General features: G+C 68.5%; 14 protein-coding genes, 1 pseudogene, 1 riboswitch and 1 other annotated feature. Of the genes and pseudogenes, 9 read left to right on the top strand and 6 right to left on the bottom strand.

Going from position 1 to position 15156, the window contains the following annotated elements; translation table 11 throughout:
- Nucleotides 1-216 precede the first annotated feature (216 nt).
- Nucleotides 217-1529, top strand: a pseudogene (locus ACYVAG_RS15900) (DDE-type integrase/transposase/recombinase).
- Nucleotides 496-628 (top strand) — a sequence feature (AL1L pseudoknot). Its footprint overlaps the pseudogene before it by 133 nt.
- Here ACYVAG_RS15900 and ACYVAG_RS15895 read toward each other — a convergent pair.
- On the bottom strand, nucleotides 1494-2186 hold the full coding sequence (locus ACYVAG_RS15895; protein WP_460771274.1) for a GAD-like domain-containing protein: 693 nt from the start codon (nucleotides 2184-2186) through the stop codon (nucleotides 1494-1496). The pseudogene ACYVAG_RS15900 and the gene ACYVAG_RS15895 sit on opposite strands and share 36 nt — an antisense overlap.
- Before the next feature lie 234 nt (nucleotides 2187-2420).
- On the opposite strand from ACYVAG_RS15895, the gene ACYVAG_RS15890 reads away from it, so the two are divergent.
- On the top strand, nucleotides 2421-4241 hold the full coding sequence (locus ACYVAG_RS15890; protein ID WP_460771272.1) for an AMP-dependent synthetase/ligase: 1821 nt from the start codon (nucleotides 2421-2423) through the stop codon (nucleotides 4239-4241).
- 79 nt (nucleotides 4242-4320) lie between these two features.
- Here the strand turns inward: ACYVAG_RS15890 and ACYVAG_RS15885 are convergent, their stop codons facing one another.
- Nucleotides 4321-4803: a DUF4188 domain-containing protein gene (locus tag ACYVAG_RS15885; protein ID WP_460771270.1), complete on the bottom strand. Its 483-nt coding sequence runs from the start codon at nucleotides 4801-4803 to the stop codon at nucleotides 4321-4323.
- A gap of 97 nt (nucleotides 4804-4900) precedes the next feature.
- Between ACYVAG_RS15885 and ACYVAG_RS15880 the strand changes: the two genes are divergently transcribed.
- From ACYVAG_RS15880 to mgrA, 6 genes are all read left to right on the top strand, one after another.
- Nucleotides 4901-5515: a MerR family transcriptional regulator gene (locus ACYVAG_RS15880; protein WP_460771280.1), complete on the top strand. Its 615-nt coding sequence runs from the start codon at nucleotides 4901-4903 to the stop codon at nucleotides 5513-5515.
- Between the two features lie 209 nt (nucleotides 5516-5724).
- The gene (gene rpsF, locus ACYVAG_RS15875; protein WP_460771268.1) at nucleotides 5725-6018 is read left to right on the top strand and encodes a 30S ribosomal protein S6; all 294 of its coding nucleotides are present in this window, start codon (nucleotides 5725-5727) and stop codon (nucleotides 6016-6018) included.
- Nucleotides 6019-6126: 108 nt separating this feature from the next.
- Complete coding sequence (locus tag ACYVAG_RS15870) at nucleotides 6127-6732, top strand: single-stranded DNA-binding protein (RefSeq protein WP_460771267.1); 606 nt, start codon at nucleotides 6127-6129, stop codon at nucleotides 6730-6732.
- Nucleotides 6733-6854: 122 nt separating this feature from the next.
- Entirely contained in the window at nucleotides 6855-7094 is a 240-nt protein-coding gene (rpsR, locus tag ACYVAG_RS15865; RefSeq protein WP_460771264.1) for a 30S ribosomal protein S18, read from the top strand.
- 16 nt (nucleotides 7095-7110) lie between these two features.
- A complete protein-coding gene (rplI, locus tag ACYVAG_RS15860; protein WP_460771262.1) occupies nucleotides 7111-7563 on the top strand; it encodes a 50S ribosomal protein L9 in 453 nt (150 codons plus the stop codon).
- A 99-nt stretch (nucleotides 7564-7662) separates the two neighbouring features.
- The gene (gene mgrA / locus ACYVAG_RS15855; RefSeq protein ID WP_460771260.1) at nucleotides 7663-8733 is read left to right on the top strand and encodes an L-glyceraldehyde 3-phosphate reductase; all 1071 of its coding nucleotides are present in this window, start codon (nucleotides 7663-7665) and stop codon (nucleotides 8731-8733) included.
- A 463-nt stretch (nucleotides 8734-9196) separates the two neighbouring features.
- On the opposite strand, the gene ACYVAG_RS15850 is transcribed toward mgrA, so the two are convergent.
- The 4 genes from ACYVAG_RS15850 to ACYVAG_RS15835 form a co-directional block, all read right to left on the bottom strand.
- Nucleotides 9197-10480, bottom strand: a complete 1284-nt coding sequence (locus ACYVAG_RS15850) for an MFS transporter (RefSeq protein WP_460771258.1) — start codon at nucleotides 10478-10480, stop codon at nucleotides 9197-9199.
- Nucleotides 10481-10482: 2 nt separating this feature from the next.
- Nucleotides 10483-11652, bottom strand: coding sequence for an acetylornithine deacetylase (gene argE / locus ACYVAG_RS15845; RefSeq protein WP_460771256.1), 1170 nt, complete (start codon nucleotides 11650-11652; stop codon nucleotides 10483-10485).
- A 103-nt stretch (nucleotides 11653-11755) separates the two neighbouring features.
- Nucleotides 11756-13075: an MATE family efflux transporter gene (locus ACYVAG_RS15840; RefSeq protein ID WP_460771254.1), complete on the bottom strand. Its 1320-nt coding sequence runs from the start codon at nucleotides 13073-13075 to the stop codon at nucleotides 11756-11758.
- 188 nt (nucleotides 13076-13263) lie between these two features.
- Nucleotides 13264-14475: an MFS transporter gene (locus ACYVAG_RS15835; RefSeq protein ID WP_460771252.1), complete on the bottom strand. Its 1212-nt coding sequence runs from the start codon at nucleotides 14473-14475 to the stop codon at nucleotides 13264-13266.
- Nucleotides 14476-14716: 241 nt separating this feature from the next.
- Between ACYVAG_RS15835 and ACYVAG_RS15830 the strand changes: the two genes are divergently transcribed.
- A complete protein-coding gene (locus ACYVAG_RS15830) occupies nucleotides 14717-15013 on the top strand; it encodes an addiction module antidote protein (protein ID WP_460771251.1) in 297 nt (98 codons plus the stop codon).
- Between the two features lie 29 nt (nucleotides 15014-15042).
- A riboswitch (TPP riboswitch) is annotated at nucleotides 15043-15146 on the top strand.
- Nucleotides 15147-15156: the final 10 nt, after the last annotated feature.

Genomic DNA, 15156 nt, shown 5'->3' with positions numbered 1-15156 from the left:
CAGCAGCGAGACGATCACGCACCAGGCGGATCGCTCGCTCACGCAACTCCTCGGGGTACTTCTTCGGTGCGGGCATATCTGCATCCTCTCGGCAGATCAGACCCTCCACCACACCCGGGGCGACTCATAGTAGGGCTGGTTGCGGACCTGCCCATCCCGCACTGAATCGGCCTGAGTCTATTGGAGGGTTTGATTTAACAAGGAGAGAATCAGATCATGCCCGCTCAAAAGAAGTACGACACCGAGACTCAGGCTCGCGCGGTGCGGATGTTCACTGATCGGATGGCCGAGGGTGGCGTGTCCCAGTTCGCGGTTCGTCGTGAGGTCGGCGAGCTGCCCGGGGTCAAGCAGGAGACGCTGCGTAACTGGATCCGTCGCGACCTCGGTGAAGGGACGACCCCGGCTGCTGGCCAAAGCGCTGATGATGAGTTGGTCGAGCTTCCGCAAGGAGAACGCCCGGCTGCGTCGCGCGAACGAGATATTGAAGCCCGCTTCGACGTTTTTCGCATCGGCGGAGTTCGACCGCAGACTCGGGTCCTGATCGACTACATCAGGATCTACCAGTCCCGCTTCGGGGTCTGAGCCGATCTGCGCAGTGCTTTCCGAACACGGCATCCAGATCGCCCCGAGCACCTACTACACTACGCCGCCCGCGATTTCGGACCGACCGAGACGGAGTACGAAGACGCCTATGCGGCCAATGCACCTGTTGTGGGGGAAGAGCCGGCACCTCTATGGCAGTGGGAAGTTATGGAAGACATCCGGGCGCGCAGACCACGACTGGGGTCGCGACGCGTTGAGCGGTTGATGAAGATCGCCGGCTCGAAGGCGTCAGGCGGGGTTGCCGCAAGACGATCACCACCCGATCGGATCCGACGTCACTGCGGCATCCAGACCACATCAAGCGCCGCTGGGACTGGCCAGCGAGGCCAGACCAGTGGTGGGTCGCGGACTTCACCTAATGGGAGTGCCGTGACGGTGTCGCGTGTCTGATGCGACTGGCAGGGGCCCTGAGATTTCACGTTTGGACGCCGGCTGGGTTCTGCTACGTCTCATTCATCACCGACGTGTTCAGTCGCCGGATCCTGGGCTGGCGGGTCGCCACCTCCAAGACGACCCCTTTGGTGCTCTCAGCACTCGAGCAGGCGCTGGTCACCAGACGCCGGACCAGCTTCGAGTTCACCACCGACGGCCCGCTGCACCACAGCGACGCCGGCAGCCAGTACACGTAGCTGGCATTCACCGAAGCGCTCATCGACGCCGGAATCACCGACTCGATCGGGAGCGCCGCAGACGCACTCGACAACGCACTCATGGAGTCAACGATCGGCCTGGTCAAGACCGAAGTCATCGATCACGAGAACGACGTCTGGACCAGCTGGCGACAGATCGAGGAAGCCACCGCATCCTGGGTTCACTGGGACAACTCAGACCCGCTCCACTCCTCGATCGGAGACGTCCCTCCTGTCGGGCTCGAGCAGTCGCACTACGAATCAACACGAGGGCACGGCGATCCCGTCGCGGCCTGACAACGCCTTCCAAAAACCCCAGTCCGATTCGGGGTGGGTCATGCCGGGGGTGGGGGTCGATCTGGTCGAGGAGGGTGCCGAAGTCTTGGGTGATGGCGATGGGGGTGGTTGGTGGAGGAGGTCGAGGTGGACGCGGGCGTCGACGATTTCGGTGGTGGTTCCGTCGCCGCCGAGGGCAAGGGTGGGGATGAATCCGTAGATGGTGGTCTCGGTGACCGGCCCATGCTGAGCCAGCGCACGTTGGAACAGTGGCACGTCAGGGTCATCATTGACGCCCCAGACGCTCCCAGCTTCTGTGCCCAGCGCGGAGGAGGCCATTCGGCCTCGGTGGGTAAGCATGCGTGAGGCTTGGTTGTTGGGGTTGAGGAGTCCGTGGATAGGGGTGATGGTGAGGCTGCGGCCGGTGCGTGGTCCCCAGCAGTGGAGCTCGCCGAGGGCGGTGCGGAGGACGACGGTGAGGTCGTCGTCGAAGGGGAGTTCCACGTCGGTGAGCCAGGTGTCGAGCATGGGTTGCCAGTGGGCGGGGTCGGTGAGCCAGACCCAGCCGTCGTTGAATCCGCCGAAGCCGTAGCGGCGCCACAGGTAGAACAGGTCGGTGGGGAGCTGGCCGGCGTACTGGTCGTAGTAGTGGGCCGGGACGGGGCGACCGTTGCCCATCGGTACGGCGGGTCGTTTGGTGCTGGTGAGGCTGCGGAGTGGATCTGGACGGCGGCTTCGTCCATGTCATCGGTTCACCAGGGGTCGCCGACGAATGCCATCCGTCCCTGCTCATCGGGCACGTTGACCATGGTCATCCCTCCGGATCGGCATCAACTCACTCCAGAACCTACCAACGGTGGGTGGCAGGGCGACGCTCGCTCCGTTCCCTCCCACGGGCTACCCTTCCTACGGTTGCGTAACTTCGAGGTGGAGGTCGGCATGTCGGTGAGTCACCTGGGTCAGATGTTGGCGTCCAGCGTCGCGTCCCATCCAGATCGCCCTGCGCTGCGTGTAAGCGCCGGCGACGACTGGAGCGTGACGACCTATCGCGAGCTCGGTACGCAGGTCGCCGCCCTCGCGGGGGCGCTCGTCGAACTCGGCGTCGAGCACGGTGACCGCGTCGCGCTGTTCTCCCGCAACCGGCCCGAGTGGACCGTCGCCGACCTCGCTGTGTTGAGCATCGGCGGCGTCGTCGTGCCGATCTATCAGACGTCCACGGCCAGGCAGGCCCGCCACATCCTCGACGACTCCGGCGCGAAGGTCGTGTTCGTCGAGGGCCCCGACGAGCTCGCCAAGGTCGCCGAGGTTCGCGACCGCCTGCCGGGCCTCGCGTCGGTGATCGCGTTCGAGGGTGACGGCGACGAGCAGGCCGGCGTCACCGCGTACGCCGACCTCGCGGCCCACGTGCCGTCCGGCGACTCGCGGCTCGAGGAGCGCCTGGGCGCGGTCGAGGAGGGCGATGTCGCGACGATCATCTACACGTCCGGCACCACGGGCGACCCCAAGGGCGTCGTCCTGACCCACCGCGCGTTCGTCACCGAGGTCGCCGCGGTGCTGGAGTTCTTCGATATCGACGAGCACGACCACAGCCTGTGCTTCCTGCCGCTCGCCCACGCGTTCGAGCGGGCGTGGACGTTCGTGGTGTTGTCGGTGGGCGGCATGAACACCTACCACGCCGATGCGAAGACCGTCGCCGAGGCGATGCCGCTGGTGCAGCCCACGATGATGGTGTCGGTGCCGCGGCTGTTCGAGCGGGTCTTCGCCGTCGCGAACGAGCGCGCCGCGTCGTCGCCGATCAAGAAGCGCGTCTTCGACTGGGCCATCGCGACGGGGCGTAAGGCGCAGGCCGCCACGGCGGCGGGCCGCCGGCCCAACCCGCTGCTGGCGCAGCAGCTGAAGCTGGCCGACAAGCTGGTTCTGTCCGGCATCCGTCACGCGATCGGCGGACCCAAGAAGGCCCTGGCCGCCGGCGGCGCGCCGCTCCGCAAGGAGGTCGAGGAGTTCTTCCACGCGGCGGGAATCCTCGTGTGCCAGGGATATGGGCTCACCGAGACGGCCCCGCTGATCTCCTTCAACTCGCCCAAGGCGTTCAAGTTCGGCACCGTCGGCCGCGTCATGCCGGGCGGCGAGGTCAAGATCGCCGACGACGGTGAGATCCTCTATCGCGGGCCGAACGTCATGGTCGGCTATTTCCACAACGACCACGCGACCGACGAGACGTTCACCGACGACGGGTGGCTGCGTACCGGTGACATCGGGGAACTCGACGACGACGGCTTCCTGCGCATCACCGACCGGCTCAAGGACCTCATCGTCACCGAGGGCGGAAAGAACGTCGCACCCGGCCCGATCGAGGGCGAGCTGGCGGCCGACCCGCTGATCGAATACGCGGTGGTGCTCGGCGACAACCGCCCCTGTCTGACGGCGCTGGTCCGCCCGAGCCTGCCCGACCTCGAGACGCTGGCCGGCCAGCTGCAGATCCAGTTCGCCGAGGCGCGCGAGCTGGTGACCCACGAGAAGGTCATCGAGGAGATCAAGTCGCGCGTGGCGCGGGTGTCGGAGACGCTGCCGAGCCACGAGAAGATCCGCGAGGTCGAGGTCATCGACGAGGACCTGACCATGGACAACGGGCTGCTGACGCCGACGCTGAAGGTCAAGCGCCGCGCGGTGGAGCAGAAGTTCGCGGAGAAGATCGAGGCGATGTACGACCGGGTGAAGAACCGCAAGCGCTGACCGTGTCGGATCGCACGCTCGATGCGGTCGGAGGGTGTGAGGCGTCATCCAGCCGCATCGAGCGTGCGATCGCACACGGTCACGCCGCTCGCATTGCCCGACCCGGCCGGTCACGCCGCTCCGCGCCCGTGAACTTCGCCAGGCCGACCGCGGCCCCGTTGCCGTAGAACGTCTCGATGCCGGCGGCCGGGACGGCGTACGTCTCGTGCCAGATGCCGACCGCGCCGGGGTGCGAGCGGGCGACGCGGTTGAACCGTTTCCACGCAGGCAGGTGCTTGGCCTCGCGGTCGCCGGCGTAGGCGTACAGGTGGTCGGGGGTCTTCCAGTACTGGACGACCCATGGGCCGCGCGCGCCCATCATCGCCTCGGCGCCGAGGAACCCGAGGTCGGGCGCCTCGCCGCGGTCGGCGGCGGCGCGGTTGCGGCTGAGCTCGGCGATCATCGGCGGCATGGCGGCGAAGACCGGTCCCCAGAGGTCGGGGCGGTGCCAGGCCCTGACGGTCATGCCGATGTGGAAGACGACGAGGTCGCCGGTGTGGGCGGCTGTGGTCGGTCGGGGCATGGGTGCCTCCTCGGGATTGGGTAGTTCTTGTATCCAGTGTGGATACCGCTACTATCCAGAGTCAAGGCCCTGTCGAGATCGAGGTACTCCCGTGAAGATGTCCGCCCTGTCGGCCGAGACCGGCGTACCGGTCGCGACGCTGAAGTACTACCTGCGTGAGGGGCTGCTGCAGCCCGGCCGCGCGACGGCGAAGACGCAGGCCGACTATGACGACAGCCACGTCGAGCGCGTACGCCTGGTCCGCGCGTTGACCGAGGTGGGCGGGCTCTCGCTGGCGACGGTGGGGCGCGTGCTCGCGGTGGTCGCCGACCCGGACGTCGAGCGACTCGGGGTGCTCGGGGCGGCGCAGCGCTCGCTGCTGGGGGCGGATCTGGTGGAGATCGAGCCGTTGTCTGAGGGTGACGACCTGCCGCCGAGTCGCGCCCGCGCCTGGATCGCCCGCCGCGGCTGGCAGATCGACCCGCGCGACCCCGTCATCGACGACCTCGACCGCGCGTGGGCGGCGTGCGACGACGCGAAGCTGGGGCTGACCGAGGAGCGCCTGGACGCGTACGCGGCCGCGGTCGAGCAGATCGCCGAGGTCGATGTCGCGTCGGTGCCGGAGGCGCCGGCGGATGCGGTGCGGCACGTGGTGCTGGGGACGGTGCTGGTCGACCCGGTGCTGGCGGCGCTGCGGCGGCTGGCGCAGCAACACCGCGCGGTGAGTGGCTGACTCCTCGACTCGGCCGCAGGCGGCCTCGCTCGGAGAGCGTTGGGTGTGGAGTGGGCGGCCTCGCTCGGAGAACGTTTTTGGTCGCATGCCGCGACCTCGCGTACGATGCTCTCTTGTCGTGTGCCCACCGAGGGCGCGCGACAGGCACACGCCCTCCTGCCATGGGACCTTCCCACGGCCGTTGAGACCAGAGGAGGTGGAGTACGCGTATGCGCAAGTACGAAATCATGGTCATCGTGAACCCCGATGTCGATGAGCGCCAGGTCACTCCCATGTTGGAGAAATACCTGGAGGTCATCACCAAGGGCGGCGGCACCGTCGACAACTTCGATTTCTGGGGCAAGCGTCGCCTGTCCTACGAGATCCAGAAGAAGCCCGAGGGCATCTATGCCGTCATCAACCTCACCGCGAAGCCCGAGGATGTGAAGGAACTGGACCGTCAGTTCACCATCAACGAGCAGATCATGCGGACGAAGGTCCTGCGCCCCGAGCTGCACAACTGAGCCACCCGCTCCCCACTCTGTTCTCTGTCAGTCCCGACTGGCAGGCTGGGGGAGCACAGGGGCCAGAAGTGAAGCCTCATCAAGATCAGATCTGAATCGGAGCGAAACATGGCAGGCGAACCCGTCATCACCCTCGTCGGCAACCTCACCGGCGATCCCGAGCTGCGCTTCACCCCGTCGGGTGCGGCCGTGGCGAACTTCACCGTTGCCTCCACCCCGCGGACGCTCGACAAGCAGTCCAACGAGTGGCGCGACGGCGAGGCGATGTTCATCAGCTGCGCGGTCTGGCGACAGTACGCGGAACACGTGGCTGAGTCGCTGACGAAGGGCATGCGGGTCATCGTGCAGGGGCGTCTTCGCGCCCGCAGCTACGAGACCCGTGAGGGCGAGAAGCGCACCGTGTTCGAGCTCGACGTCGACGAGGTCGGTCCTTCGCTGCGCTATGCGACGGCGAAGATCCAGAAGACCACCGGCGGTGGTGGCGGCGGCCAGGGCGGCTACGGCGGGGGCAACTCCGGCGGTGGCGGCTATGGCGGCGGCAACGCCGGCGGCGGTCAGGGCGGCCAGGGTGGCGGCAACGCCGGGGGCGACTCCGGCAACCGCCAGCAGGCCAACGACCCCTGGGGTGCGCCCCAGGGCGGCGCCGGACAGCAGAACCGTTCCGGTGGATCCGATCCCTGGGGCCAGCCCCAGAACGACGAGCCGCCGTTCTGATCGGTCACCCGATCATTTCGGCGTCGTCCCACTCATTGCATCAAGGCACATTCCGGCATCACGCCGGGCTCTGAACCCGGGCTGTACGCAGCCCCGGGTCATCATGGAAGGAGAGCACCACAATGGCCGCACCATCGCGTAAGCCGATGAAGCCCAAGAAGGTCGTCCCGATGAAGTCGACGCGCATCGACAACGTCGACTACAAGGACATCGTCACCCTGCGCAAGTTCATCTCCGAGCGCGGGAAGATCCGCGCCCGCCGCGTCACGGGGCTGTCGGTCCAGGACCAGCGCAAGGTCGCCACGGCGATCAAGAACGCGCGCGAAGTCGCCCTGCTGCCCTACGCCTCCGGCGCCCGCTGAGAAAGGACACCAGCACATGAAGCTCATTCTGACTGCTGCCGTGGACAACCTCGGCACCGCTGGTGACGTCGTCGACGTCAAGGACGGCTACGGCCGCAACTACCTCCTGCCCCGCGGGTTCGCCCTCCGGTGGACGCGCGGCGCGGAGACGCAGATCGAGGGCATCAAGCGCGCTCGTGACGCTCGTGAGGTCCGCAGCAAGGACCACGCCGACGAGCTGCGCACGCAGCTCGAGGGCCTCCAGGTCCAGCTGCCGGTCAACGCCGGCGAGAACGGCAAGCTGTTCGGCGCCGTCACCGCCGCCGACATCGCCGCTGCGGTGAAGAAGGCCGGCGGCCCGAACGTCGACCGCCGCACGGTCGAGATCGGCAAGCCGATCAAGTCGGTCGGTTCCCACACCGTCGGCGTCAAGCTCCACGAGGCCGTGACCGCCCACTTCCCGGTGGAGGTCGTGGCCGCCGCCAAGTGAGGCAGCGACACGCGTACGCGTGAGGTTGATACGCATGAGCCGGCCGGTCCCTTCGGGGGCCGGCCGGCTCTGTGTCCTGCGTACGGAACAATGGGGCGCATGACTTTCCAGGCTGCGGATGACCGATATGACGCGATGACCTACCGCTTCTGCGGTGCCTCGGGGCTGAAGCTGCCCGTGCTGTCGCTGGGGCTGTGGCAGAACTTCGGCGACGACAAGCCGATGGAGACCCAGCGGGCGATCGTGCGGCGCGCGTTCGACGCCGGCATCACCCACTTCGACCTGGCGAACAACTACGGGCCGCCCTATGGGCAGGCCGAGATCAACTTCGGGACGCTGCTGAAGCAGGACCTCGCGCCATATCGCGACGAGATGATCGTGTCGACCAAGGCGGGCTATGACATGTGGCCGGGGCCGTACGGGCAGGGCGGCGGCTCGCGGAAATATGTCCTGGCGTCGTTGGACCAGTCGCTGCGGCGGATGGGTCTCGACTACGTCGACATCTTCTACAGCCACCGGTTCGACCCCGAGACGCCGATCGAGGAGACGATGCGCGCGCTGGACGCGGCCGTACGCCAGGGCAAGGCGCTCTATGTCGGCATCTCGTCGTACTCGGCGGCGAAGACCAAGGAGGCCGCCGACATCGCGCGCGAACTGGGGACCCCGCTGCTGATCCACCAGCCGTCATATTCGATGTTGAACCGGTGGATCGAGGGCGCACGGTCGTCGAGCGAGGGCCCCCGAGACGAGGAGGAGGGCTCGCTGCTCGACGAGCTCGAGGCGCAGGGCATGGGCTGCATCGCCTTCACCGCGCTCGCGCAGGGCATGCTCACCGATCGCTATCTCGACGGCATTCCCGAGGGTTCGCGGGCGGCGCGCGAGGGGTCGCTGAAGAAGGACATGCTGAACGAGGAGAACCTTGCGCGCATCCGGGGGCTGAACGCGATCGCCGAGCGGCGGGGGCAGTCGCTGGCCCAGATGGCGCTGGCCTGGGCACTCCGCGACGAGCGGATGACATCGCTGGTCATCGGGGCGTCGTCGGTGGCGCAGCTGGAGAACAACCTGGGTGCGCTGGCCGGGTTGGAGTTCAGCGACGAGGAACTGGCCGAGATCGATCGGTACGCCGTCGAGTCGGGCGTGAACCTCTGGGCGAAGGCGACGAAGGACTGAGGGGCGTACGCGCGGCGGCCTGACCCGCGTACCCCGCGTACCCCGCGTACCCCGCGTACGCCGCGTACCCCATTCCCCAACTTGTGCACACGCCTGCACAGGTTGGGTTTCGCGCGCGGCGTGTCGACCCAACTCATGCACACGCGACGTGGGCGTACGCATGCCCGAGCCAGATCAAGTCCGGCCAGACGGGCGAGCGCCCAGTGCGGGGCCCGCGTACGCGCGCCTCCTCACCCATGACTCACGCGTCCTGTCCATGACCCAAATCCGTACGCCGGGCCCAGCCCACGCGTACGTCGTCGCGTGTGCACAGGTTGCGTTCGTGGCCCGGCGTGTCGCCCCAACTCGTGCAGCGGTGTGCACAAGTTGCGCGAGGGGGGACCCCGAGCCACGTTGCGCGAGGGGAAACACACCGGCCCCGACCAACCGAAGTTGGTCGGGGCCGGCGTACGACGAACCGCGACTACTTGTTGTTGTGCACGAACCGCGACAGGCAGACGCCCACCAGCGACAGCGCGCAGGCGGCCGAGTAGTAGAACCCCGGCGCCGTCAGCAGTCCCGTCGCCGCGACCAGCCACGTCAGGATGAACGGGGCGAAGCCGCCGAAGATCGCGACGCCGAAGGAATACGCGACGGTCATGCCGGACGTGCGGACGCCCACGGGGAACATCTCCGACAGCAGCGCCGGCATCGGGGCGAAATAGAGGCACATGAACGTGCCGACGATGATCTCGCAGATCGTCAGCGTCGCGATCGTCGGGTTGGCGTTGAGGAACAGGAACAGCGGCCAGCCCAGGAGGATGCCGGCGATGGACGCCGGGATCATGATCGTCGTCGGACCCACCTTGTCGGCGAGCCTGCCGACGAACGGTGAGCCGATCAGCGTGATGATGCCGGCCACGACCGCGCCCGGGAACGCCGACCAGGCCGGCAGGTGCAGGTTCTTCACCGCGAACGACGGCAGGTAGGTGATCAGATAGACCGAGATCGTCGCCATCGCGATCACGAGGAACGCGGCGAACAGGCGGCCGAAGTGGCGGCCGAACAGCACCGCGATCGGAGCCGACTCGGGCTCGGAGGCCTCGAACTCGGGGGTGTCGCTCATCTTCGTGCGCACCCACCAGCCCACCGGGCCGATCAGCAGGCCGATGGCGAAGGCGATGCGCCAACCCCACGACGTGAGGTCCTCCTTCGACATCGACGAGGTCAGCAGCCACGAGATGCCGGCCGCCATGAACATCGAGACGCCCTGGGTGGCGACCTGCCAGGACGCATAGAAGGCCTTGCTCTTCTCGGCGTTCTCGGTCATGAATGCGGTGGCCGAGCCGAACTCGCCGCCGGCGCTGATGCCCTGGATGATGCGGGCGATGATGAGGATCAGCGGCGCGGCGATGCCGATTGTCTTGAAGCCGGGCAGCACGACGATGATCGCGACGCCGAGCGTCATCAGGCCGATCGTCAGCGAGAGCGCGGCCTTGCGGCCGTGCTTGTCGGCGTAGTTGCCGATGAGGACCGCGCCGAGCGGGCGGACGACGAACGTGATGGCGAACGTCGCCCACGTCATCAGCTGGGCGGCGAGGCCGGTGCCGGGATAGAAGACCGCGGTCATCGTCGACGCCATGAAGGCGAAGAGGATGATGTCATACCACTCGAGCGCGTTGCCGAGTGATGCTGCCACCACGGCCTTGCGCGCGCGGGCGGCATCGTGCTGGCGCGCGGGGGCGACAGCGGGGGAGGAAGTGCTCATGCTCAGGATTCCTTGCTCAGGTGGGAGATGAGGCGTTCGACGAACGCCTCACAGGCGGCGAGCTGGTCGAGCTCGACGAATTCGTTGGCCGCGTGGGCCTGGGCGATGTCGCCCGGTCCGCACACGATGGTCTCGATGCCGGAACCCGAGAACTGGCCGGCCTCGGTGCCGTAGGTCACCTTGCCGTCGGACTTCTCGCCGCCCAGCGCGGCGCCCAGCGAGACGGCCTCGGCGTCGGCCGGCGTCTCGAGCCCGGGGACCATCGCGACGACGTGCCAGTCGACCGACGCGACCTCGTTCTCGGCCTTCATCTGGGCCTCGAGCTCGCCCGCGTACGCCTCGATATTCGCGGCGATCTCGTGGGCGTCGAGCTCGGGCAGCGCGCGGAACTCGAACGACACCTTGGTCAGGTCGGGGACGGTGTTGCCGGCGATGCCGCCGTGGATGACGTTGACCGAGGCCGTGGAGTGCGTGATCGGGTATGCCTCGTCGAACGGCCCCTCGGCCTTCCACGACTCGGCGAGCTCGCGGACGAACACCACGAGGCGCGCCGCGTACTCGATCGTGTTCACGCCCTGCGAGGTCAGCGACGAGTGGGCGGCGACGCCGCGGAAGGTGACTTCGAACGAGTTGATGGACTTGTGGCCCGTGATGACCTGCATCGATGACGGCTCGCCCACGACGCAGGCGCGCGGCGCGAGGCCGAGGTTGGCGATGTCCTTGACGATCTGGTCTCCGCCGATGCAGCCGACCTCCTCGTCATAGGAGATCGCGAGGTGGATCGGCTCGCTGAGCTCGGCCTCGACCATCTGGGGCAGGAACGTCACGGCGACGCCGATGAACCCCTTCATGTCGCAGGTTCCGCGGCCATAGAGCTTGCCGTCGCGGATCTCGGGCGAGAACGGGTCGGACTTCCAGTCCTGGTCGTCGACGGGCACGACGTCGGAGTGGCCCGACAGCACGACGCCGCCGGAGGTCGAGCCATCGGCGGCCGGGACGGTGACGACGAGGTTCGCCTTGGCGCCATCGGGGTTGGGGAACACCTTGGGGTCGAGGCCGAGCCGCCGGGCCTCGTCGGCGATGAGGTCGATGACGGGCAGGTTGGAGTCGCGGCTGGTCGAATCGATGCTGACGAGCTTGCGGACCCATTCCAGGGATCGGAGTTCGGACATGGGCTCCATTCAATCGCTTGTGGCGCGGGAACAATAGGCGTTCCAGCCACCGATCGTGTCGGAGATCACATTGTGATGGGACAGCGGTCTGCTGACGGTCGCGTCAGGCCGCCCCCAGCCTCATCCACCGCTCGCCCCGCGCCCGCAGCGCGAGCGTCACCAGGCGCCCCGGCATGAACACCGCGTACGCGGCCCACAGCCACACCACGCCCGCGCCGGTGCGGTCGACCACGACGGCCAACGGCACGTACGCGGCCGCGGCCACGACGCCGGCGAGCGCGAGATAGCGCGCGTCGCCCGCGCCGATCAGCACGCCGTCGAGCACGAACACGACGCCCGCGATCGGCTGCATCAGCGCCACCACCAGCAACACCTCGCCGATCGTCGCCTGCACCGCCGGGTCGCGGATGAAGATCGGCGCCACGAGCCCGCGTACGGCGATGATCACGAGCCCAAGCGCCACGCCGCCCCCGATGCCCCAGCGCACCATCATCGCCGTGAGCGCGCGCGTGGTGCGGGCGTCGCCGGCGCCGAGGTGGCGCCCGATGATCGCCTGGGCGGCGATGGCGATGGCGTCCAGGGCGAACGCGAGGAAGGTCCAGATGGAGTTGCCGACCTGGTGGGCGGCGAGCCCGCGTGCGCCGGTGTGGGCGGCGACGACGGCTGTGGTGGTGATGGCGAGCTGGAGCGACAGCGTACGCAGGACCAGCCAGACCCCGCCGCGGGCCGCGGCGAGGACGCCGGCGGGGTGGAGCCGCAGCGGCGTCCCCTCGCGCCGGGCTCCGCGGACCACGACCGTGCCGAGGACGGTGGCGGCGATGGCCTGGGCGGCGAGGGTGCCGAGGGCGGAGCCGGCGATGCCGAGGCCGATGCCGTGCACCAGCAGGAGGTTGAGCCCGATGTTGGCGAGGTTCACGCCGATGGCGACATAGAGCGGCGTACGCGTGTCCTGCAGCCCGCGCAGCACGCCGGTCGAGGCCAGCATGACGAGCAGGAACGGGAAGCCGCAGGCGGCGATGCGGAGGTACGCGTACGCCTGGTCGACCACCACGGGCGCCGCGCCGTAGAGCTCGAGGACGGGGCGGCCGACGAGCTGGAGGGTGATGGCGAGAACCACGCCGAGGCCGGCGGCGAGGACCATGCCGTCGATGCCGCCCGCGAGCGCTCCCGCGCGGTCACCTGCGCCGAGGCGGCGGGCGACGGTGGCGGTCGTGCCGTAGGCGAGGAAGACGCAGAGCCCGGTCAGGACGCCGATCACCGAGGCGGCGAGGGCGAGTCCGGCGAGCGCGTCGGCGCCGAGGTGGCCGACGATCGCCGAGTCGCTCATCAGGAGCAGCGGCTCGCTGACCAGCGTCGCGAACGCCGGCAGCGCGAGGGCGAGGACCTCGCGGCGGTGATCGCGGTGATCGGGGGTGGGGGCCACGCGTACAGGCTAGGGGAGGCGCTGTCCACAGGGTTGTCCCCAGTCTGTGCACAAGTGACACGGGTGTAGTTCGGGCTGGTGGTGCGGCCCGGGGGGTGTGGCCTGGGGATGTGAAAAGTGCACACCTGCGCGCAACACGCTGGCCGATCGGGCGGCGGGCCCGCGTGTTGGGCGCAGGTGTGCACTTTTCACCCGCCACGCCGCCGAGGGATGAACCGCGGCGTCCAGTACGCCATCCAGGCCGCCCCCGCCAGCCCGACCGCCCCGATCACCGCGAGTGCGGCACCCAGCGACGACGCCGCGATGACCGCGCTCGCCACCGCCGGGGCGGCGAGGGATCCGGTCGACGCGACCGACTGCCACCAGCCGAGGAAGCGTCCGCGGCCGACCACCGGCGCCAGGTCGACGCCGATCGTCTTCACGATGCCGGACCCGACGCCGTCGCCCAGGCCCACGACAAGGGCGGCCGCGACGAACCACACCGCGTGGGTGCTCCAGGGCATGGCGATCAACCCCAGAGCCATCAGCACCATCGAGACCACGGCCACCGGCATGCGCCCGAACCGATCCAGCGCGATGCCCGCGGGCCAGAACAGGATCAGCTCGAACGCCGCGGCCACGCCGATCACGAGGGCCACCAGGGCGTCCGGCAGGTGCAGTCCGCGCGCGCCCCACAGCGGGATCAACGTCTCCTTGGCGACCCGCAGGGCCGCGAGGGTGACGATCCCGAGCCCGAGCACCACCAGCCCGTGCAGCGCCCGGCGGGCCTGCGGCGCGGCCTCGGCCACGGCCCCGGTGGGCGCGGCCGTGCCCGGCGTACGCAGGTGGCGGACGATCAGCCACAGCGACACCGCGGCGACGGCCGCCCCGACGCCGAACACCTCGGCCGGACCCCACAGCGCCAGGATCGCGGCGGCCGCCAGCGGGCCGAAGACCCGGCCGATCCGCTGCGCGGCGCCGAACGTGTTCATCGCGCGCCCGAGGTGGTGCGGGGCGGCGAGGTCGGCGACGAGGCCCTGCCGGGCGATGCCCCACACCGCCTCGGCGAGTGCGAACAGGGTGAGGGCGCCGATCATGACCCACCGCGCCCCCGGCGTACCGGTGGCCGTGGCGCCCCACGCGGCCAGCAGGCCGACGATGCCGAGCGAGGTCGTGCCGGCCAGCGCCGCACGTTCGCCGATGCCCTGGACCAGATAGCCCGCGGCGAACGACGCGAGGACGGCCACCAGCCCCAGCCACGTGCCGATGAGGGCGACCTCGGCCTCGTGGAACCCGAGGCGCAGGGCGAGCAGGATGTACGCGGGGATGAGCGCGGCGGCGCCGGCGGCGAAGGTGACCGTGGGGACATAGACCGGCCAGAGCAGGGCCCGCAGAGTCTCGGCGGGCGTCGGCTGGGTCACTGGGGCATCCTACGATCGGGAATCCGGGCACCAACCACCTTGACCGTGTGGGAAGTTGCTGGGTCCGTCGTGGGGACCCTTGTCACCCCACCATGTGTCAGCTACAGTTCACACATGGTGGAGGTCGTCCGATCCGCAACCTTTGACGATGGCTGAGCAGACTGAGGGACAAGCGTGCAGTTGCTCGCATTCTGATTCGCATCAACCACCGAATCGCTGGCGAGTGGAGGAAGGAGTGATCATGACCAACGAGACTTTTGCCCCGTTCAACAGTGCTGATTACCTCAACACGTTCGATGATGTTGCCGCCTACCTGGAAGCTGTCCTCGAAGACGCCGCGGACGACCCGAAGGCCATTGCAGCAGCGCTGGGAGCTATTGCTCGTTCGCGCAACCTGAGCGAGATCGCCCGCGAAGCCGGAATGAGCCGGGAGGGTCTCTACAAGGCACTCTCTGCGGATGGCAATCCCTCGCTGGCGACCGTCGTGAAAGTGGCGCACGCGCTCGGGCTTCGGCTGCACTTCGAAGCCATCGCCTGACAGCGAAACGACGCCACCGGTGTATCCTCCGAGCAGAACACGGGAGCCCCCGGGGCTGAGAGGGAGGCGTACGCCTTCGACCGTCGAACCTGATCCGGATCATGCCGGCGCAGGGAGGCCTCTACATCGACCAACCGTTGGTC

The sequence above is a fragment of the Mariniluteicoccus flavus genome (genome assembly GCF_054776655.1).
This window is presented reverse-complemented; position numbering and strand designations above follow the sequence as displayed.